This is a genomic window from Massilia aurea (assembly GCF_014200505.1).
Taxonomy (GTDB): domain Bacteria; phylum Pseudomonadota; class Gammaproteobacteria; order Burkholderiales; family Burkholderiaceae_D; genus Telluria; species Telluria aurea_B.
Map to the genome: position 1 here is coordinate 423,193 of NZ_JACHBX010000001.1, position 21,479 is coordinate 444,671.

The 21,479-nt window shown below is 64.0% G+C and carries 14 protein-coding genes, 1 tRNA gene and 1 pseudogene; 13 read left to right on the top strand and 3 right to left on the bottom strand.

Annotated features, from left to right (window positions below; all coding sequences use genetic code 11):
• Positions 1-11: 11 nt before the first annotated feature.
• Both HD842_RS01810 and HD842_RS01815 read right to left on the bottom strand, forming a co-directional pair.
• Positions 12-602: a hypothetical protein gene (locus tag HD842_RS01810; RefSeq protein ID WP_183550180.1), complete on the bottom strand. Its 591-nt coding sequence runs from the start codon at positions 600-602 to the stop codon at positions 12-14.
• Positions 603-692: 90 nt separating this feature from the next.
• Positions 693-1,283, bottom strand: a complete 591-nt coding sequence (locus tag HD842_RS01815) for a hypothetical protein (RefSeq protein ID WP_183550183.1) — start codon at positions 1,281-1,283, stop codon at positions 693-695.
• 394 nt (positions 1,284-1,677) lie between these two features.
• Here HD842_RS01815 and HD842_RS01820 point away from each other — a divergent pair, with 394 nt between their 5' ends.
• From HD842_RS01820 to HD842_RS01835, 4 genes are all read left to right on the top strand, one after another.
• Complete coding sequence (locus HD842_RS01820; protein ID WP_183550186.1) at positions 1,678-5,928, top strand: hybrid sensor histidine kinase/response regulator; 4,251 nt, start codon at positions 1,678-1,680, stop codon at positions 5,926-5,928.
• Positions 5,929-5,972: 44 nt separating this feature from the next.
• Complete coding sequence (locus HD842_RS01825) at positions 5,973-6,635, top strand: response regulator (protein WP_183550189.1); 663 nt, start codon at positions 5,973-5,975, stop codon at positions 6,633-6,635.
• Between the two features lie 126 nt (positions 6,636-6,761).
• Positions 6,762-8,399 carry an AMP-binding protein gene (locus HD842_RS01830; RefSeq protein WP_183550191.1) on the top strand — a complete coding sequence of 546 codons (1,638 nt, stop codon included), beginning with the start codon at positions 6,762-6,764 and terminating at the stop codon, positions 8,397-8,399.
• Positions 8,400-8,406: 7 nt separating this feature from the next.
• Positions 8,407-8,931 (top strand): MarR family winged helix-turn-helix transcriptional regulator, encoded by a 525-nt coding sequence (locus tag HD842_RS01835; RefSeq protein ID WP_183550193.1) that lies wholly within the window; start codon positions 8,407-8,409, stop codon positions 8,929-8,931.
• Between the two features lies 1 nt (position 8,932).
• On the opposite strand, the gene HD842_RS01840 is transcribed toward HD842_RS01835, so the two are convergent.
• Positions 8,933-9,007 (bottom strand) — tRNA-Arg (locus tag HD842_RS01840).
• Positions 9,008-9,234: 227 nt separating this feature from the next.
• Here HD842_RS01840 and HD842_RS01845 point away from each other — a divergent pair.
• The 9 genes and pseudogenes from HD842_RS01845 to HD842_RS01885 all read left to right on the top strand — a co-directional run bounded on the left by HD842_RS01845 (position 9,235) and on the right by HD842_RS01885 (position 21,392).
• Entirely contained in the window at positions 9,235-11,136 is a 1,902-nt protein-coding gene (locus tag HD842_RS01845) for an ATP-binding cassette domain-containing protein (protein WP_183550195.1), read from the top strand.
• Between the two features lie 40 nt (positions 11,137-11,176).
• Positions 11,177-11,929 carry a CAAX prenyl protease-related protein gene (locus tag HD842_RS01850; protein WP_183550197.1) on the top strand — a complete coding sequence of 251 codons (753 nt, stop codon included), beginning with the start codon at positions 11,177-11,179 and terminating at the stop codon, positions 11,927-11,929.
• Between the two features lie 36 nt (positions 11,930-11,965).
• Positions 11,966-13,180, top strand: coding sequence for an XrtB/PEP-CTERM-associated polysaccharide biosynthesis outer membrane protein EpsL (gene epsL / locus HD842_RS01855; protein ID WP_183550199.1), 1,215 nt, complete (start codon positions 11,966-11,968; stop codon positions 13,178-13,180).
• Between the two features lie 182 nt (positions 13,181-13,362).
• Complete coding sequence (gene epsE, locus HD842_RS01860) at positions 13,363-14,163, top strand: polysaccharide export protein EpsE (protein WP_183550201.1); 801 nt, start codon at positions 13,363-13,365, stop codon at positions 14,161-14,163.
• 116 nt (positions 14,164-14,279) lie between these two features.
• Positions 14,280-14,762 carry an MgtC/SapB family protein gene (locus HD842_RS01865; protein ID WP_183550204.1) on the top strand — a complete coding sequence of 161 codons (483 nt, stop codon included), beginning with the start codon at positions 14,280-14,282 and terminating at the stop codon, positions 14,760-14,762.
• 481 nt (positions 14,763-15,243) lie between these two features.
• Positions 15,244-17,238 carry a heparinase II/III family protein gene (locus tag HD842_RS01870; protein ID WP_183550207.1) on the top strand — a complete coding sequence of 665 codons (1,995 nt, stop codon included), beginning with the start codon at positions 15,244-15,246 and terminating at the stop codon, positions 17,236-17,238.
• Between the two features lie 558 nt (positions 17,239-17,796).
• Positions 17,797-18,794: pseudogene (gene galE / locus HD842_RS01875) on the top strand (UDP-glucose 4-epimerase GalE).
• Between the two features lie 16 nt (positions 18,795-18,810).
• Positions 18,811-19,977 (top strand): sugar phosphate nucleotidyltransferase, encoded by a 1,167-nt coding sequence (locus tag HD842_RS01880; RefSeq protein ID WP_183550210.1) that lies wholly within the window; start codon positions 18,811-18,813, stop codon positions 19,975-19,977.
• Complete coding sequence (locus tag HD842_RS01885) at positions 19,974-21,392, top strand: mannose-1-phosphate guanylyltransferase/mannose-6-phosphate isomerase (protein WP_183550212.1); 1,419 nt, start codon at positions 19,974-19,976, stop codon at positions 21,390-21,392. The genes HD842_RS01880 and HD842_RS01885 overlap by 4 nt, the downstream gene beginning before the upstream one ends.
• The last annotated feature ends 87 nt before the right edge of the window (positions 21,393-21,479 follow it).

Below are 21,479 nucleotides of genomic sequence, written 5' to 3' on the forward strand. Positions count from 1 at the left end.
GGGCCGGCTTTTTATTTTATGAGATGCAGATTCCGGAATGCGTAGCGAAGTGCTTCCGGCAGCGTGTCCATATCGACGTATTGATTCAACAGTTCGATCCGGAGCTTGTCCTTGCCGCCATACGCAGCAACAAGCCGGTTTGCATAGTCGATCATGAGACGCTGTTGAATGTCGCGCGAGTAGTCCTCGGTGAAGTCGTCATCGGCCAGTCGGTAGGGGCCTTCGTGTTCGATGATGACGCACGCTTGATGTTGCAGCATGATGATCGGCGCATATTCATCGGTGATGTTGCGTGGGAAGCGCATATCGTCGACGTGGTGCCGAACCTCAGAGCTGTTGAGCAGGTAGTAGACCCGGCCGGAGGCGTCGCTTGCGCTGGCAAAAATGAAAAAAGTGCGATGTGGATTTCCGCCCTCGTCCAGCGCCGGGCACTCCTTGCGTAAGGTTGACGGGAAGGGCGCGAAATGGATTGTGGCGGGTTCATACCGCAGGCGAAGGATGGGATCTTGCAGAATGCGTGGCAGGGGTTGGGCGCACGGCAATCCGCTCAATGTATTGAACAGGATGGCGCAAACAAGTGGCTTGATCGTGTTGGACGTCATGGCAGCAGCCTCGCTATTCGGTGATTCCGGATCTGATCGAGCATTTGACGGGCATGGAAACGCGCGCCAGCGCCGGCAAGTTGGCGATCTCTATTTCGGCAGGCGCAAGTCCCTGAATGTATGGCGAAGCTCGTTTGGCAGCGTGTCGAGATCCACGCGCTGCTTCAGGATTTGCGCCCGAAGCTTCTCTTTGCCGCCGAAAGCCGAGGAAAGCCGAGCGGCGAAGTCGATTGCCAGCCTCTGGTGGATATCCTGCGGATATTCGTCATTGAAAACCGGATTCCTGAATGTTTCTCTGGCATCGTTATCGATGATCAGGCATTCCGGACCCCGGACCATCACGATCAATCCATGGCCACCAGTCGAATACTTGGGGGAATGAGGAGGCTCTGGGTTGTTCCGGATTTCGTACCCATGTAGCAGATAAAAGATTCGGCCCGCATTGTCGCTTGCTTTGGCGAAGACGAAATGTACACCGACACTGTATTCATTGTCAGATAAGGTGTCGCACCCGGCGATGGCCTGCAATGGTAGCGGCTCGAAACGTATCTTTGCCTGTTCATAACCCAGTTCAAGGAGCGGGTCGTGAAGGATTCGTGGCAGCGACTGTGCAAATAGAAGACCGCTCGTGCTGCTGAACAATGCGACGGCGATGAGTTGCTTAAGGACGGTAGAACGCATGAGGTGGCCTCTTGATGCGGTAAGTTGAACCTGACCAGAAATCGCGCTGCTTGAAATCCGAGATCCAGATTCGTCCATCCCACTCCAAGGTTGGATGAAAGACGGGATTCTCGGCCGGTACAAGCATCACGATATTGGCGTTTCGCAAGACCAGGCGTCAGGTGGCAGCGATCCAGCGCGGTTGGGGCACACAAGCGACAATCTGCGACAAATTCTTGCCATTTCCATCCCATATTTGCCTCAAGACAAGCAGAATTTGCTAACCTGCTGGCGTGACGAACAAACAGAAAACCAGACCGGGCGTGACAGAAGATGGTGCGCGCGACGCCTGCCGGGGCGGGATTCTGCACGCCGCTCTATGCGGCGACGTGCTGGCCTTGTTCGCGGCGTGACGATGCTGCGCACGTTCCTGCTCCTGGTGCTGCTGGCGCTGACCACGCTGTGCGCACCCCTCGCGCGCGCGGCGGCGCCCGAACCGACCTTGCGCTTCGAGCACCTGTCGGTGCAGCACGGTCTGGCGCAGGAGTCGGTGCTGTCGATCCTGCAGGATGCGGATGGCTTCATGTGGTTTGGCACCCAGTCCGGCCTGTCGCGCTATGACGGTTACCGCTTCGTCAACTACCGCACCGAGATCGGCAACCCGCGCAGCCTGGCCAGCAACTGGGTGCGCGCGATGCTGCTCGATCGCCACGGACGCATGTGGGTGGGCACCGACGGCGGCCTGAATCGCTACGACCCGGCCACCCGCAGCTTCACGCTGTACGCGCCCAACGAGCCGGCGCGGCGCGGCGCCGGCAACCGCCAGATCAAGACGATGATCAGCGATGGCCAGGACGGTCTATGGATTGGTACCGCCGATGGCTTGCAGTATTTCGACATCGACACCGGCAAGTTCACCGTCTGGCACCACGTGCCGAACGATCCGCGCACGCTGCGCGACGACGGGATCCAGGCGCTGGCGCTGGGCGGTGACGGGCGCCTCTGGATCGGCAGCGCGGCCGGCCTGGACAGCTTGAGCGCGGACCGCCAGCGCATCGAGCACCATGCGTCGGACCTGTCCGGGCGTGCACTCCCGGTGCACGCGCTGCTGGTCGACAGCCAGCAGCGACTGTGGGTGGGCCGTTACGGCGGACTCGAACGCCACGGCCAGGGTGGGCCGGGCAAGGGCGCGCTGCGCCGCTTCGGCGCGGGTGACGGCGTCGGCAACGAATGGATCACGACCCTGCGCCAGGATGCCGATGGCACCGTGTGGGCGGGTACGCATGACGATGGCCTGTATCGCTGGCGTGCGCAGGGCGACCGCTTCGACACGTTCCGCCATGAAGTCGCCGATCGCCACAGCTTGGGCGACAATTATGTCTCGGCGCTGTACCGCGACGACGTCGGCACGTTCTGGGCTGGCACCTGGTATGGCGGCGTCTCGCGCGTCGACCTGGGCGGCGGCGGTTTCGCCCGCATCGTCGGGCGTCCCGGCGAGCCCCATTCGCTGGCCGACAACAAGATCCGCGCGCTGCTGCAGGACGGCGACCATCTGTGGCTCGGTTCATCCACCGCGCTGCACCGGTTCGATCCGGCCACCGGCAAGGCCGACGTGTACCGGCACCAGAAGGACAATCCCAACAGCCTGATCGACGTGCCGGCAGCGGCTATCGTGCGCGATCGCGCTGGCCTCTTGTGGATCGGCAGCCGCTCGGGCGTGACGAGCTTCGAGCCGGCCACGCGGCGCTTCCGGCGCTACATGCTGCCGGGCGACGCCGACGCCAACCAGGTGCGCTCGATGCTGGTCGATCGCGATGATGTGATCTGGATCGGCACGCGCGGCGGCATGCACCGCATGGCGGCCGGCACCCGTGCACTCACGAGTCTGCGGCATGACCCGGGCAAGGCGGCCAGCCTGACGGACGACACCGTGCGGCCGCTGCTGGAAGACCGCCGCGGGCGCTTCTGGGTCGGCACGGTCTCGGGCCTGGAACTGCTCGATCGCGCCAGTGGGCGGTTCCGCCACTTCCGCCACGATCCGTTCGACCCGAATAGTCTCAGCCATAACGAAGTGCAGTCGCTGTTCGAAGACAGCCGCGGCGACATCTGGATCGGCACCGGCGTGGGCCTGAACCGCATGGTCACGGGACCGGATGGCGCCCTGAGCTTCACGCGCTACACGACGCGCGACGGCCTGGTCGACGATTCGGTGTCGGCCATTCTGGAAGATGCGGACGGGCGCATCTGGACCAGCACGTCGAGCGGCATTTCGAGCTTCGACCCGGCCAGCGGGCGCTGGCGCAGCTACACGGCCGCCGACGGCATCAGCGAAGGCGCGTTCTTCGACACGGCGGCGCTCAAGACAACCGACGGCACGCTGTATTTCGGCGGCTTCAATGGCCTGACCGCGTTCGATCCGCGCGCGATCCACGACAACCGTATTCCGCCGCGTCCGACGATCACCGGGCTGCAGGTGTTCAACCAGCCGGTCGAAAAGGTCTTCCCGGGCCTGTTGCCGGGGCCGATCGAGCATGCGAGCGCCATCACGCTGCCGTCCGACGCCGCCGTGATCACGGTCGAATTCGCAGCGCTGCATTACGCCGCGCCCGAGCGCAACCGCTTCGCCTACCGCCTCGACGGATTCGATGCGGGCTGGGTCAATGCCGGCGCCGACAAGCGCTTTGCCACCTATACCAATCTCGATCCGGGCACCTATGTGTTCCGGGTGCGCGCGGCCAACAAGGACGATGTCTGGAGCGAAGACGTGGCCGCGCTGGCGATCACGATCGAGCCACCGCCGTGGGGCACGGCATGGTTCCGGATCGGGATGATCATCCTGACCTGCGGTGCGATCTATCTGGGTATGCGCATCCGCTTTGCGAGCCTGCGCCACCAGAAGGAGCGCCTCGAGCACCAGGTGAGCGCGCGCACCGAGCAGGTCGAGCAGCAGAACCGCATGCTCGAGCTCCAGACGGAGGAATTGCGCGAGCAGGAGCGGCGCGGCCGCCACCAGAGCAATGAGCTGGCGCGCGCCTACCGCGCCTTGCAGGACAACGAGGAAGTGCTGCGCCAGGCGAAGGAGCGCGCCGAAGATGCGACGCGCCAGAAGTCCGAATTCCTGGCCAATATGAGCCACGAGATGCGTACGCCGCTGGCCGGCGTGATTGGCATGCTGGGCTTCGCGCTGCGCGATCTGGCGCTGCGCGACAACACGCGAGAGCAGATCCTGCGCGGCCAGGCCAATGCCCAGGCCCTGCTGGGGATCATCAACGACCTGCTCGACTTTTCCAAGATCGAGGCCGGCAAGCTGACCCTGGAACGGATCGATTTCGACCTGCACGCCAAGGTACGCAATGTGGCCAGCCTGTTCGACGAGCAGGCGGCCATGCTGGACCTGGCGTTTTCGGTGCTGGTCGACGACAACGTGCCGCGCTACGTGGCGGGCGACCCGACCCGCGTGCGCCAGGTGCTGGTCAACCTGGTCGGCAATGCCTTCAAATTCACCAACGCGGGCGGCGTGACGATCCATGTCGAATGCCGGCCCGACGACCAGCGCGAGGCGGGCAACCCCCACATGATCCGCTTCACGGTGCGCGATACCGGCATCGGCATCCCGGCGGCGGCCTTGCCGCGCCTGTTCCAGAAATTCGAGCAGGCTGACACCACCACCACGCGCCGCTACGGCGGCACGGGCCTGGGCCTGGCGATCTGTCGCCAGCTGGTCGAGCTGATGGGCGGGACCATCGGCGTGAGCAGCGTCGAAGGCGAGGGCAGCGTGTTCTCCGTGCTGCTGCCGCTGCGCGACGGCGTCGCGCCAGCCCACATCCCGCACGTGACGCGCGCGCTGCACAGCCACCGGCTGGCGATCCTGTGCGCCGAGGATTTCCCGACCAACCAGATCATCGCGCGCCTGATGGTCGAGGAGATGGGCCATGCGATCGACATCGTCGACAACGGCGTCGCAGCGGTGGCGGCGTGCGCCCGCAAGCGCTATGACCTGATCCTGATGGACGGGCGCATGCCCGAGATGGACGGCGCCAGCGCCACGCGCCTGATCCGCGCCGGCGGCCCGCACGACGCGCCGGTGCTCGACCAGCACGTGATGATCGTGGCGCTTACCGCCAACGCCAGCGGCGAAGACCGCGCACGCTACCTGGCCTGCGGCATGGACGCGTTCCTGACCAAGCCGATCGACGAAGCGGCGCTGCACCTGCAACTGGCGCGCGCGATCGAACGCCAGTTGCAGCGCGGGTTTGTGTTGCCGCTGATCGAGGATGGGGCTGTACCTGAACCGGCACCGGCCGCACCTACGCCGGCTACACCTACGCCGGCTGCTCTCGACGCATTGTTCGGCGTGGCGCCGCCAGCGCCGCCCGTCGCTCGCGCCGACAATCTGGGCCTGCGCCTGCGCGCTGCATTCTCTAACGACCTGCCGCGCCGGCGCGCCGAGCTCGACGCCGCGCTGGCAAGCGACGACTTCGAGGCCGCGGGCCGGATCCTGCACGGGCTGCGCGGCAGCGCCACCTATCTGGCCGAGCCGGCGCTGGAAACACTGTGCGCCGAACTGGAAGCGGCCGCCGATGGGCGCGACGCGCAGCGCCTGCGCGCGGGCTTGCCGGTCCTGGCCAGCTTCTTGGATACCTTCGAAACGGGCGCCCCGTCCTGACACCTGCTTATAATGCAGGTTCTGACGAATCTGGTGGAGACGTGATGAACGTGCTGGTGGTCGACGATGACGTGGTGGCGCGCATGATGCTGATGCATCTGGTGGACAGCTGCGGCAGCCATGCGATCGTCGAAGCGGACGACGGCGCCGATGCCTGGCGCCAGCTCGAAGCTGGCCTGCGGCCCGACATCGTGTTCTGCGACCTGCGCATGCCGCACCTGTCCGGCCTGGAACTGCTGCAGCGCGTGCGTCACGACCCGCTGCTGGCGGCGCTGCCGTTCGTGCTGGTGTCGGCGGCGTCCGACAGCGCCACGATGGACGAGGCGGCCCAGGCCGGCGCCAGTGGCTACATCGTCAAGCCGTTCCGCCACGACGACGTGCGCATCCAGTTCGAGCGCCTGTTCCCGCCGGCTGACGCAAACGATGCAAATGACGAAGCCCCGGACGCCGTGGTGCGCCGGCTTGGCATCGACGTCGAGCGCCTGCGCCTGTATCTCGATGGCCTGGCGCGCCAGTTGCAGGCGGCGCAGGCCGGCGTGGCCGAAGGCGCCGAGGGTGCCGAACAACTTGCGCGCTTGCGCGCCGGCTGCAGCATGCTCGGCCTGCATGGCGCCGCCGCAGCGCTCGAGCGCGCGCCGCTGGCGGCCGGCCTGGCGCAGGCGCAGGCAGCGGTAATGCGCCAGATCGAGCGCGCGGCGCGTGCCTGATGCCGATGGCCTGCCTGCCCGCCAAAGTTCCTAGCTGCTGGTGTGCTTTGGACTTACAGTATCCCGCGGGTGTTGCCTGACCGGCGCTGCCGGTCGACTGCTTCGTTGTCAGCCGGGGATCACGCCATGAACGACATCACCAGTGCAGCGCTGTGCCCCTCCGGCCACACCGATGGCTTCGCGCGTGCACACTTGCCACCGCCCGATACCTGGCCCGACTTCCTGTTCGATCTGCCCGAGCTGCAGTACCCCGAGCGCCTGAACTGCGCGAGCGCGCTGCTCGATGGCGCCATCGCGCGCGGCTGGGGCGCACGCACGGCGCTGATTGGCGCCCGCGAACGCCTGAGCTATGCCGAACTACTGGCGCAGGTCGACCGTATCGCCCACGTGCTGCGCCACGATCTCGGGCTGGCCACCGGCAGCCGCGTACTGCTGCGCGGCGCGAACTGTCCGATGATGGCGGCCTGCATCCTGGGCGTGATCAAGGCCGGCTGCATCGTGCTGCCCACCATGCCGCTGCTGCGCGCGCGCGAACTGCGCGCCATCGCCGACAAGGCGCGCATCAATGCGGTACTGTGCGCCGATGGTCTGGTGGCCGAAGTCGATGCGCTCGGGCTGGAGGTGCCGGTCCTGGTGTTCGGCGCGCCGGCGCCCGATGCACCCGATGCGCTGGAAGCACGGATGCCCCGCCACGACGCCCCGTTCATCGCCGCCGACACCGCGCGCGACGACGTCTGCCTGATCAGTTTCACGTCCGGCACCACCGGCATCCCGAAAGGGACCATGCACTTCCACCGCGACGTGCTGGCCGTGTGCGACTGCTTCCCGCGCCACATGCTAGAGGCATGCGCCGACGATATCTTCATCGGCACGCCGCCGCTGGCGTTCACTTTCGGGCTGGGCGGCCTGCTGCTGTTTCCGCTGCGCGTCGGTGGCGCAGGTGTGTTGCTTGAACGCCTGAGCCCCGAGGCGCTGCTGGCGGCCATCGCCGACTACCGCGCCACCGTGTGCTTCACGGCGCCGACCTTTTATCGCCTGATGGCGGCGCAGGCGGACCGTTTCGACCTGGCCAGCCTGCGCGCCAGCGTGTCGGCCGGCGAGCCGCTGCCGCTGGCCACGCGCGAGGCCTGGCAGGCGGCCACCGGGCTGGCGATGATCGACGGGATCGGCGCGACCGAGCTGCTGCACATTTTTATTGCCAGCGCGGGCGCAGCCATCCGGCCGGGCGCGACCGGCAAGCCGGTGCCGGGCTACCAGGCCTGCATCCTCGATGCCGACGGCGTACCTGTCGGTCCGGGCGTGATCGGCCGCCTGGCCGTGAAAGGCCCTACTGGCTGCCGCTACCTGGACGACGAGCGCCAGGGCGATTACGTGCAGGGTGGCTGGAACATCACGGGCGACGCCTACGAAATGGACGCCGACGGCTATTTCTACTACCGCTCGCGGACCGACGACATGATTATCTCGGCCGGCTACAACATCGCCGGCGCCGAAGTCGAAGAAGCGCTGCTGCACCATCCGGCCGTGGCCGAGTGCGCCGTCGTGGGGCGGCTCGACCCCGAACGCGGGCAAGTGGTCGAGGCCCACGTCGTGCTGCGCGCAGGGCGGGCGGGGTCGCACGAGCTGGCACGCGAATTGCAGGAATTCGTGAAGGCGCAGATCGCGCCGTACAAGTATCCCAGGGCCATTTTGTTCAAGGAAAAACTGCCTCGCACCGAAACCGGTAAACTACAACGTTTTAAATTACGCACGAACGCAGATTGAGGACAGCATGCAGGAAGTGGATGGACGTGAAGAAGACCCAGCAATGGGCGGGGCAGCCGAGCTGGACATGGAAAGCCGCCTGACGGACGAACATCACCAATCGCTGCGCCTGTGGCTGCGCATGCTGTCATGCACGACGCGCATCGAGAACGAAATCCGCAGCCGCCTGCGCACGACGTTCGACATCACGCTGCCGCGCTTTGACCTGATGGCGCAGCTGCAGCGGCATCCGGATGGCCTGCGCATGGGGGAACTGTCCAAGCGCATGATGGTCACCGGGGGCAATATCACGGGGATTACCGATCAGCTCGAACGCGAACAGCTCGTGGTGCGGGTGCAGGATGTGAACGACCGGCGCGCGTCAGCCGTCAAGCTGACACCAGCGGGGCGCGCGGCGTTCGACGAGATGGCGGCGGTGCATGAGCGCTGGATCGAGGAAATGCTGGCTGACGTGGCGGCGGAGGACAAGGCGACGATGATCGCGTTGTTGTCGACCATGAAGCGCAGTTTGCGGGTAGATGACGGGGTGTAGCTGGTCCCCCCGACTGGAATCGAACCAGTATCCCACGCTTAGGAGGCATGTGCACTATCCATTGTGCTACGGGGAGGACGCCCGCGCCGCCAGGTGCTGACGGCGCGAAGCAGGGCAAGCCTGCAGTCCGGCGGGCAGGCCCCGCAGGGCGGGCTGGTACCGTGAACCGGTTGCAATTATAGCCGGGATCGAAATAGAAATGCAGGTTCATGCCCGGCAGTCGGTACAATGTGCCCCTTAATCAATCAACGCACCTTTTCCCCCGCGCCAAGAATTTTTCGCGCGACGAAACGCATACCGATCATGGCTGTCATCTCCATTAGTTCCGCTCAACTTGCTTTCGGCCACGTGCCGCTGCTCGACCACGCTGATTTTTCCCTCGAGACCGGCGAACGCGTCGGCCTCATCGGCCGCAACGGCACCGGCAAATCCTCGCTCCTGAAAGTCATCTCGGGCCGTTCGCGCCTGGACGATGGCTTGCTGGTGATGCAGCAGGGCGTCACCATCGCCTATGTCGAGCAGGAACCGGTGTTTGACCTGAGCATGACGGTGTTTGCCGTCGTCGCCGGCGGCATGGGCGATCAGCAGGCGATGCTGACCGAATACGAAGAACTGACCGGCAAGTTCGGCCAGGGCGACGATGACGCGCTGATGGAGCGCATGCATGTGATCCAGACCAAGCTCGACGCAAACGACGGCTGGAATCTGGCGCACAAGGTCGAGACCACGCTCGATCGCCTGAACCTGTCGGGCGACGCCCTGATGGGCACGCTCTCTGGCGGTATGCAAAAGCGTGTGGCGCTGGCCGTGGCGCTGGTCTCGGCGCCGGATGTGCTGCTGCTCGATGAACCGACCAACCACCTGGACTTCACGTCGATCAAGTGGCTTGAGAGCCTGCTGCGTGAATTCCGCGGCTCGGTCCTGTTCATCACCCACGATCGTAGTTTCCTGGACAACGTTGCTACCCGCATCATTGAACTCGACCGCGGCCGTCTGCTGTCGTTCCCGGGCAACTTCACGACCTATCAGGCGCGCAAGCAAGAGTTGCTGGCCAATGAAGAAGTCGAAAACGCCAAGTTCGACAAGTTCCTGGCGCAAGAAGAAGTGTGGATCCGCAAGGGCGTGCAGGCACGCCGCACCCGCGACGAAGGCCGCGTGCGCCGCCTGGAAGCACTGCGCTCGCAGCGCGCGGTGCGCCGCGATCAGCAGGGTCAGATCAAGCTCGACGTCGCCACGGGCGAGCGCTCGGGCAAGATCGTTGCCGATCTCGAGAACATCTCGAAGATGTACGGTGACAAGGTCATCGTCGACAACTTCACCGGCACGCTGATGCGTGGCGACAAGGTTGGCCTGATCGGACCGAACGGCGCCGGCAAGACGACGCTTCTCAAGATCATCCTGGGCGAAGAAACGGCCGACAGCGGCAAGGTCCGTCTGGGCACCAAGCTGAATGTCGCGTACTTCGACCAGATGCGCACCCAGCTCAATGAAGAAGCCAGCCTGGCCGACACCATTGCACCGGGCAGCGACTGGGTCGAGATCAATGGCCAGCGCCGCCACGTGATGACCTACCTGAACGACTTCCTGTTCTCGCCGGAACGTGCACGTTCGCCGGTCAAGTCGCTATCTGGTGGCGAGCGCAACCGCCTGCTGCTGGCGCGCCTGTTCGCCAAGCCAGCCAACTGCCTTGTGCTCGATGAGCCGACCAACGATCTGGACATCGACACGCTCGAGCTGCTCGAAGAACTGCTCGAGGAATACACGGGCACCGTGTTCCTGGTCAGCCACGACCGCACCTTCCTCGACAACGTCGTCACGCAAGTGATCGTGGCCGAAGGCGCCGGCAAGTGGCGTGAATTCGTCGGTGGTTATACCGACTGGGAACGCGTCAAGGCGGCAACGCCGGTGGTCCAGGCGCCGGTCAAGACCAGCGCCCCGAAAGCGGACGACACGGCAGCCCCGGCCGCCAAGAAGGTCAAGCTGAGCTACAAGGAGCAGCGCGAGCTGGAAGAATTGCCGAAGCTGATCGCGACGCTGGAAGATGAACAGTCGGCCATCACGGCCCAGCTCAATGGCCCGGATTTCTACAAGCAGAACCCGGCCGATGCCAAGCGCATCAATGCGCGCTTTGCCGAAATCGAAGACTTGCTGCTCGACGCGCTGGAGCGTTGGGAAACGATCGAAGCGCGCTCGCGCGGCGTGTAATCCAACAGGGGCGGGCGATGGCCGGGCGGAGCGACTTTTCATGATCGACAACAACGAATCGCGCGCCGCCCGGCCAGCCGGCCCCGGCTCCGGCCCCGGTGCCGGGGCTGCGGCCCCGGCGGCCGACGAACCCTTCCTCACCCGCGCCGCCTGGGCGCGCATCCTGCCATTCGGCACCTATATCCTGTTCATGGTGATTGGCGACCTGCTCGAGCGCATGGGCATGAGCCGCGCCGACCTGCGCTGGCTGTATCCGGTGCAGGCCGGCGCCGTGCTGGCGCTGCTGGCCGTGTTCTGGCGCCAGTACGACGAACTGCACCGGTTCGGCTTGCTCTCGCATACGCTCGTTGCCATGGTCGTTGGCATTATCGTGCTGGTGTTGTGGGTCAATCTGACGCTCCCCTGGATGCTGCTGGGCAGCTCGCCCGGCTACGATCCGCGCACGCATGGCGAGATCGACTGGCTGATGGTGACGCTGCGTATTGCTGGCGCGGCGCTGGTGGTGCCCGTCATGGAAGAATTGTTCTGGCGCTCGTTCCTGATGCGCTGGGTCGAACACGCCAACTTCAGACTCGTTGATCCGGCGCGTATCGGCTTCAAGGCGTTTGTGATCCCATGCGTGCTGTTCGGCTTTGAACACACGCTGTGGCTGGCCGGTATTGTGGCCGGCGTGGCCTATGGCGTGTTGTATATGAGGCACCGCAACCTGTGGTCGCCCATCCTGGCCCACGCTGTCACGAATGGGTTGCTGGGCGTCTGGGTTGTCTACACAGGGGGCTGGCAATTCTGGTGATTCCTCCGGTAGTACGACCCGTGGAAGACGACGACCATGCCAGCCCCTTCAGCGTTGCATCGCCTTTCCCCGGTCGCGCTGTGCGCCGGTGCCTTCTGGTGCTTTCCTGCAGGCGCGGCGCCCACGCCGTCAACTGAAGGAATACAACTGCTTGCCGGCATCGGCTGGGCCCACGACGACAACCTCCTGCGCCAGGCCGATGGAGCGCCCGCGCTCGGCGGCGGGCGCAGCGACAGCTACCGCACATTCGAAGCGGGTGTGGCGCTCGACAAACACATTAGCCGCCAGCGCCTTGCCGCCACGGCCAGCGTGTCGAAGACCGCGTTCGATCGTTTCAGGCAGCTCGACTACACTGGCCACGACCTGCAAGCGACGTGGTTCTGGCACCTCGGCACGCAGTTCGACGGCCGTGTCGAGGCGCTCGATATCCGGACACTCGCGCCATACACCGACTTCAACAGCGACCAGCGCAACCTGCGCCAGCAGCGGCGCCAGGCATTCGATGCCGGCTGGCAGCTGCACCCGAGCTGGAAACTGCGCGCAGGCGCCGAGCGCGACAAGGCAAGCTACGACCTGGCGATCCAGCGCTTCAACAACCGCACCGAACAGGCATGTGAGACCGAGCTGCTGTACCAGCCCAGGGGCGGCAGCGCGCTGGGCCTGGTCGCACGCCGCGTCAAGGGCAGTTACCCGTATCGGCGACCGGCCATCGCCACGATGCTGACAGACGATTTCACCCAGGACGAACTCAAACTGCGCGTGAACTGGCTCGCCACCGGCTCGACCATGGTGCAGGGCCTGGCCGGCTACGTGCGGCGCGAGCAGCCGTCGTACGGCGAAGGCGTCACGAGCGGCGTCAACGGCCGCATCAATGCGTTCTACACGCCGCGCGGCCAGGTCAGCTATCAGGCGGGCGTGTGGCGCGAGTTCGCACCCATTGAAAGCCCGTTCGTCAGTTACACGCTCAACAAGGGCGTCAGCATTGGCGTCAATTGGGCGGCCAGCGCCAGGCTGGCGCTCGAGGCCAGCGCGACCTACGAGCGGCGCAGCTACACGGGACGGGGCGACTTTACCGGCGCCGATGCGCTGCGTGACGCGATCCGTTCGGCCAGCGTGCGCGCCGTATGGCAGGCCCGGCCCGGGGTGAAGGTGGTTGCCGCAGTTGTTCATCAGGCGCGCACCGCTTCCGGGCTCGGCATTGGCAAGTTCGATGCAAACGTGGTGCAGGTCAGCGCCAATGTGTTGTTCTGATGACGAATCTATTGACGTGAGGTTGATGGTTTTTTGAGAAAAAACGCGCATTGGTTGCGCTGGCGCTAGCGCAGTCAGGCCGGCGGCTTTTTGTTGGAACCGATGGGTTGCTGGCGCATCGAATGGCATGTTGGGCGTGTGTTTGCCGCCCCGTTGCAACGATCACCGATGCTGGAGGAATCATGAAACGTGTCGTCATATGGATCACGGGCCTGGCCTTGATGCTGGGTATGAGCATGGGCATGAGCACAGCCGGCGCGGCCGAAGTGCTGCTGGGGCCGGGGGACGTGGTCAAGCTGTCGGTGTATGGCAGTCCCGACCTGTCAATCGAGACCCGCGTCAGTGAAAGTGGCCATCTCACGTTTCCGTGGCTGGGGCAGGTGGCTGTCGGCGGCATGCCGGTGGCGGTGGCCGAGAAAACCATCGCAAGCCTGCTCGAAAAGGGCGGCTACCTCAAGCAGGCCCAGGTCAATATGCTGGTGACGACCCTGGCGAGCCAGCAGATTTCGGTGCTCGGACATGTGAACCGGCCCGGGCGCTATCCGGTGGACGGGCGCCGCCGTGTGCTCGACATGCTGGCGCTGGCCGGTGGCATCAACAGCGACGGTGGCGACATGATCAGCCTGGTGCGCATGCGCGATGGCAAGACGCTGCGCGAGACCATCGATGTGGTCGACATGGTGCGTACGGGCGAACTCGACAGGGATGTGGAAGTGGCCGGCGGCGACATCATCTTTGTCGAACGGGCGCCGCGGGCGTATATCACCGGCGAAGTCAGTCGCCCGGGACCATTCCGGCTCGAGCGCGGCATGACGGTCCAGCAGGCCTTGTCGGCTGGCGGCGGCTTGAGTCCGCGCGGCAGCAGCAATGGCATCCGCATCACACGCAAGGCAGCCGGCGGCCAGCCGGTCTCGCTGGACGCCCGTGCCAGTGACATCGTCCAGGTCGATGACGTGATCGTCGTGCGCGAAAGCTGGTTCTAGGCATTGCCTTCGCTGCTTTTCCCACGTTGCTACCAGTCCAGCAGGACCAGCGTGGCGACACACTTCTTGCATGGATGGCATCATTTCCTTGAACAACATTGATCAAGGACAGGGGCATGCAAGCGTGGTGGACACAAAGCTGGGAGACGATTCAACACGAATTTTCCGATCTGGGCGATGCCGAAGATGTGACGATCATCGTCGTGCGTCTGCTGGTGGCGGCGGTGCTGGGTGGTTTGCTTGGCTATGAGCGCGAAACGAAAGGGGCTTCGGCCGGCCTGCGCACGCACATGCTGGTCTCGGTTGGCTCGGCGTTGTTCGTCCTGATTCCATTGCAGGCCGGGATGACAATCCAGGACTTGTCACGCGTGTTGCAGGGCGTCACGGCCGGTATTGGTTTCCTTGGCGCCGGCGCGATTCTCAAGCAGCGCGATCAGAACGATATCAAGGGACTGACCACGGCCGCCAGTGTCTGGATGACGGCCGCCATCGGCGTTTCCGCCGGCATGGGACGCGAAGGCACGGCAGTACTGAGTGCGCTGTTCGGACTGGTCATCCTCGCGTTCGTTCGCTCGCCCAGCAAGCGCAACGCCGACTGACAGTAGGGCGGCGGCGTCCGCCAGTCGTGCAGGTGTACGCGCCAGCGCTGAGGCTCCACGATACTTCCAGTGCATCGGCGCCCATCACAACAGCCGGATCATGCCGTTCGCTGACCCGCTGTTGCACCGGCTATCTTGTTGTTATTCGCCAACTTCTTGCTGCGGCAATGGCAAGCGCGACCTTGTTTGTATTCTTCCCCATGACATCGGCGGGACCGACGCGGCATTCTCATGCCCGGTCAACGCCGCCCGACTTTGCACGATCCTGGCAAGCTGGCCTTCCTCGAATACGCACCCCGAATCGTGCGTAGCTCCCGACACAGATGAATGTATTATCGGAAAAATTGTGCCTTTACCAAGTGCTTGAGCGCGAGGGTGCGGCGTTCATCGCCCCTACACCGGAGGTACGTTGCGATCCACGGACGCTTGGCGGCGGATGGCAATCGGTTGACGAGGCAGAATTCTGCATGAAGGAAGCGCAATGAACGGAACAAACATGGTGTGGCTGGTCAACCGCTTGCGCTGCATGTCGGTGGCCGAGATGGGATACCGGGTCCAGCAGGCCACTGCGATCCGGCTGGGGCGGAGCATGGCGGGCCGTACGCAGCTGGCGCTGGCGCGCTCGGCGCCGCCCGCCATGCCGACCCTGAACCTGGGCGTGCGCGGTGCGCCCGAGCTCGATCCGGGCGAAGTCGAGGCGTTGCTGCTGGACGCCGAGCGCATCTGTGCAGGCCACGTCGTGCTGTTTGCCGACGGCCGCTTCGACGTGGGCGTGCCAACCGCATGGAACCGCGATCCCGACACCGGCGTGACCGCGCCGGCCGTGTACCGGGGCGACCTCGCCATCAACGACCGCGAGCTGGTGGGTGACATCAAGCATGTCTGGGAACTGAATCGCCACTTGCACCTCGTGCGGCTGGCACAGGCCTGGACACTCACGCGCGATACGCGCTGGATGGATGCGCTCGAGCAAAACCTGCGCAGCTGGCTCGAGCAGTGTCCGCCACTGACCGGCCCCAACTGGACCAGTTCGCGCGAGCTGGGCATCCGGCTGATCAACTGGAGTCTGATCTGGCAATTGATCGGTGGTGACCGCAGCGCGCTGTTCGAGGGCGACGCCGGTCAGCGCCTGCGCGCCGACTGGCTTGGCAGCATCCACGCCCATTGCCGTACGATCGCGCGCCACCTGTCGCGCCATTCGTCAGCGAACAACCACCTGATCGGCGAACTGGCCGGCCTGTACATGGGCGCCGTCACCTGGCCGTGCTGGAAAGAGTCACGCGATTGGCAGACGCTGGCACAGAATGAGCTGGAAGTGGAAGCCCAGGCGCAATTCTCGCGCGATGGCGTCAACCGCGAGCAGGCCTTTGGCTACCACTTGTTCGTCTGTGAATTCTTGTTCGTGGCCGGCTTGCTGGCCCAGACCGGCGGCCACAGCCTGCGACCGTTTTCACGCGCTTACTGGGGCAGCCTGCAGCGCGCGCTGCGCTTCTTGCGCTCGGTACGCGATGTTGGTGGCAATGTGCCTGCAGTGGGCGACGCCGACGATGGTTGCGTATTCCGCCTGGATGCATCGGGCATGGACCGCGCCGCGCAGTTGCTGGCGCTGGGCGACACCGTCTTCGGTGGTCATGCCGACAGCCACCCGGGCGTGCGCTGGTTGCTGCACACGCTGCCGGGCGGGCGGCCCGATTGCGATCCGCACGAGGTCGATACGGGCTGGGCCTTTCCCGATGGCGGCTACCTGCTGTTTGGCAATCGCTTTGGCGAAGCCGACGAAATCAAGGGCTTGCTCGACTGCGGCCCACTGGGCTACCTGGGCGTGGCTGCCCACGGCCACGCCGATGCGCTGGCGCTGGCGCTGTCAATCGCGGGTGAACCGTGCCTGGTCGATCCCGGCACCTATTCATACGGGCAGGACGACAAATGGCGCGATTACTTCCGCGGCACGTCCAGCCACAACACGGTGCGCATCGACGGCGTGGACCAGTCGGTCTCGGGCGGGCGTTTCATGTGGCTGCGCAAGGCCGCGGCCAGCATCGAGCGCATGCCGGCCTCGCCGCACGAATTCGATTTCCGCGGTTCGCACGACGGCTATGCGCGCTTGCCCGATCCGGTTCGCCATGTACGCAGTGTCCGCTTCGAGAGCGTCAGCAACACGCTGACCGTGCGCGACGAGGTGTCCGGCAAGAAGCCGCACAAGGTCGAGTTGTTCTGGCACTTCGCACCCGGGCTGGACGTGCGCCTGACCAGCAATGGCCTGGCCGTACGGGGCCGCCGCTTCGTGCTGCAGATGCAGGCCAGCGGCGAGGACCTGCACCTCGAACTGGTGCGCGGCGCCGAAAATCCGCCGCTCGGATGGTACTCGGCCACATACCAGTCCAAGGTGCCGTGCGACGTCTTGCGGATCTCGACCGTGTCGTCCGCCGTGCCGGTGGAGTGCAAATTTTCCATCACGTTCATCGACGAAAAGTAACGCACTGCCCGTAGAAAAGGCACGCCGCGCACGCGACGTGTCGCTGCGAAACCCTGGGAGCAGGGCGCCTGTTGAATCTCATGTTGCAGTGCAATCTTGAGCATGGGAACGAGTATTGCTCTCTGCACACGCGTGCGTGCGCACGGAATCGATCAATGCATTGTAAAATAGATAAGCTTTAGCTGCGGGATATCCCGAACCGCGTTGCAGCGCTACTTGTACAGTGTCCAGCCTCACCCAGTGACCTCGATTCGTACTGCGGCGCCCTGCCGCGCAAGGGGCGGGCAGGCACGAATTCTTGTTGGGTACACACGAAGATATCGTGCGCGGGTCGAGCAGATGTATTCTAGGCATGGTGCACCGCAACCGCGGCAACCAGCTATCGCGCTGATCCCGTTGTTCGAAGCACAATGATTGCCACGTTCCGGGAACGCGCGCATCAGCAGCGAGCAGACGTAAATAGCAGTAAATAGCAGTAAATAGCATCAAGCACTGGCTGGAAGCATCACGGCTATTGCACACAATCGATCACAAAAAGTGAAGGCAGAGAGCAAACACATGAAGATTCTCGTTACTGGCGGCATCGGTTACATCGGTTCGCACACGGTCGTCGAACTGCAAAGCGCAGGCTACGACGTGGTGGTGGTCGACAACCTGTCCAATGCCCAATTGTCGGTACGCGACCGCGTGCAGCGCATCAGCGGCAAGCCATTCGCTTTTGTCGAAGCCGACATCCGCGATCGCGCGGCGATGGAAGCAGCGTTCGCCGAACACAAGCCGGAAGCGGTCATTCACTTCGCCGGCCTGAAGGCGGTGGGGGAGTCGGTCGCCGAGCCGCTGCGCTACTACGACAACAATGTCTCGGGCAGCGTCGTGCTGTTCGAAACGATGGCCAAATTCGGTTGCAAGTCGCTCGTGTTCTCGTCGTCGGCCACCGTGTATGGCGACCCGGCCTCGGTGCCGATCCGCGAAGACTTCCCGCTCTCGGCCACGAACCCGTACGGCCGCAGCAAGCTGATGATCGAAGAGATCCTGCAAGACCTGGCCAAGGCCCAGCCCGACTGGCGCATTGCGCTGCTGCGCTACTTCAATCCGGTGGGCGCCCATGAGAGCGGCCTGATCGGCGAAGAGCCAAGCGGCATTCCCAACAACCTCGTGCCCTACATCGCCCAGGTTGCCAATGGCCAGCGCGAGAAACTGTCGGTCTTCGGCGGCGATTACAACACGCCCGACGGCACCGGCCAGCGCGATTACATCCACGTCTTGACCTGGCCATCGGCCACGTCAAGACGCTGGACCGCCTGACCAAGGGCCCGGGCATCGTTGCCTACAACCTCGGTACGGGGCGCGGCAACAGTGTCCTGGAAATGATTCGTGCGTTCGAAGCGGCCAGTGGCCGCACGGTCGCTTACCAGATCGTCGACCGCCGCCCAGGTGACGTGGCGAAATGCTACGCCGACCCGGCCAAGGCACGCGACGAACTCGGCTGGACCGCCGAACGCGATGTCGCTCAAATGTGCGCCGATGTATGGCGCTACCAAACCACTGCCAAATAATTCAAAGGAACATCGAATGAAAGCCATGATTCTCGCCGCAGGCAAAGGGACGCGCGTGCGTCCACTCACCTACGATCTGCCAAAACCGATGATCCCGCTGCTGGGCCGGCCCGTGATGGCCTACCTGGTCGACCACCTCCGCAAAAACGGAATCTCCGAGATCATGGTCAACGTCAGCTGGCTGCATGAAAAAATCGAAGAGTACTTCGGCGAAGGCGAGCAGTTCGGCGTCCAGATCGGCTACTCGTTCGAGGGCTACACGAAGGACGACGGCGAAGTCGTGCCGATGCCGATCGGCTCGGCCGGCGGCATGAAGAAGATCCAGGAATTCGGCGGCTTCTTCGACGACACCACGGTCGTGCTGTGCGGCGACGCACTGATCGACCTCGACCTGAAAGCGGCCCTGATGGAACACCGTCGCAAAGGCGCGATGGCCACCGTCATCACCAAGGAAGTGCCATGGGACAAAGTCTCGTCGTACGGCGTGGTCGTGACCGATGAAGAAGGCCGCATCCAGGAATTCCAGGAAAAGCCAGCCGAAGCCGACGCCAAGTCCAACTTCATTTCGACCGGCATCTATATCTTCGAACCAGAAGTCATCGACCTGATCCCGTCGGGCGTCTCGTTCGACATCGGCTCGGACCTGTTCCCGCTGCTGGCCGAGCGCGGCCTGCCGTTCTACGCGCAGGGCCGCCCGTTCAACTGGCTCGACATCGGCACCATGAGCGACTACTGGGAAGTGCTGCAGACCGTGCTGACCGGCGAAGTGAACCACATGCACGTGCCGGGCATCCAGATCAAGCCGGGCCTGTGGGTTGGGCTGAACACCAGCATCGACTGGGAAGGCACGACGATTGAAGGCCCGGTGTACATCGGTTCGGGCTGCAAAATCGAAGCCGGTACGCGCATCGTGGGCCCGACCTGGATCGGTCACGGCAGCCATATCTGCGAAGGCGCCGAAGTCGTTCGCAGCGTCCTGTTTGAATACACCCGGGTGTTGCATGATGTAACATTGAATGAAATGATTGTATTCAAGGAATACAGTGTCGACCGAAATGGCGAGATGAAGCATACCTCCGAGTACTCTTCCGAAGAGTGGCTCAATGCACGCGATCGCCGCACGTCGCGTCGCAAGGACACGCCCGACACCAACGAGTCAAAGAAAGAGAAAGTCAGCGCATGAAGATCTATCCAGTCATCCTTTCCGGCGGCGCCGGGACCCGCCTGTGGCCCCTGTCGCGTGCCGTTCTGCCAAAGCAGTTGCTGCCACTGGTTGCCGACAAAACCATGCTGCAGGACACTGCCTTGCGCGTGACGAACTGGCCTGGATTGATGGCGCCGCTGGTGGTCTGCGGCAATGACCACCGCTTCATGGTGGCAGAGCAGTTGCGCGAAGTGGGCATCACGCCGCTGGGCATCCTGCTCGAGCCAGTCGGCCGTAACACGGCGCCAGCCGTGGCGGCAGCTGCGCACCATCTGCAGCAGATCGATCCGGAAGCCGTCATGCTGGTGCTGCCGGCCGACCACGTCATCGAAAACGTTGCTGCCTTCCGTGAAGCGGTCGAGCGCGCAACACGCCTGGTCGCCGCCGGCAAGCTGGCCACGTTCGGCATCGTGCCGAAGACGCCGGAAACCGGCTATGGCTACATTCGCCGTGGCGAGCCGGTGGCCGAGTGCGGCGATTGCTACAACGTGGCGCGCTTCGTCGAAAAGCCGGATGCCGCTACCGCCGAAGGCTTCGTTGCCGAAGGCACCTATTACTGGAACAGCGGCATGTTCATGTTCGGCGCCGCGCGTTACCTGCAAGAACTCGAAGAGCATGCGCCGGCCATCGCCGCCGCCGCCGATCAGGCCATGCACGCCGCCTACCGCGATCTCGATTTCTGCCGTCTCGACGAAACTGCCTTCTCGGCATGCCCGTCCGATTCGATCGACTACGCGGTCATGGAGCACACGCGCGACGCGGCAGTCGTACCGGCCGACATCGGCTGGAATGACGTCGGTTCGTGGTCGGCCCTGTGGGAAACCCAGCCGAAAGATACTAACGGTAACGCTCAGCGCGGTGACGTGTATCTGGATGGCGTGAAGAACTCGCTGGTGCGCGCCGAAAGCCGCATCGTGGCAGTGGTTGGTCTGGAAGACATCGTTGTCGTGGAAACGCAGGATGCCGTGCTGGTCACGAGCAAGAGCCAGGTGCAGCGCGTCAAGCAGGTGGTCGAACACCTGAAGTCGAAAGAGCGTACCGAGCATTTGCACCACACCAAGGTGTATCGTCCCTGGGGCCACTACGAAGGCATCGACGCGGGCGACCGTTTCCAGGTCAAGCGCATCACGGTCAAGCCGGGCGAGAAACTGTCGCTGCAAATGCACCACCACCGCGCCGAGCACTGGGTCGTGGTGTCGGGCACGGCGCGCGTAACGTGCGGCGATACGGTCAGCCTGCTGTCCGAGAACGAATCGACGTACATTCCGATCGGCATGAACCACCGTCTGGAAAACCCGGGCAAACTGCCGCTGCACATCATCGAAGTGCAATCCGGCAGCTATTTGGGTGAAGACGATATCGTTCGCTTCGAAGACATCTACAAGCGGGCATGATAGCCGCCTGGATTTAAAAAAAATGCCGTCTCGTACGGCATTTTTTACGTCGATAGACTTGCCGGATCGGTACGTATACGCGTCTAC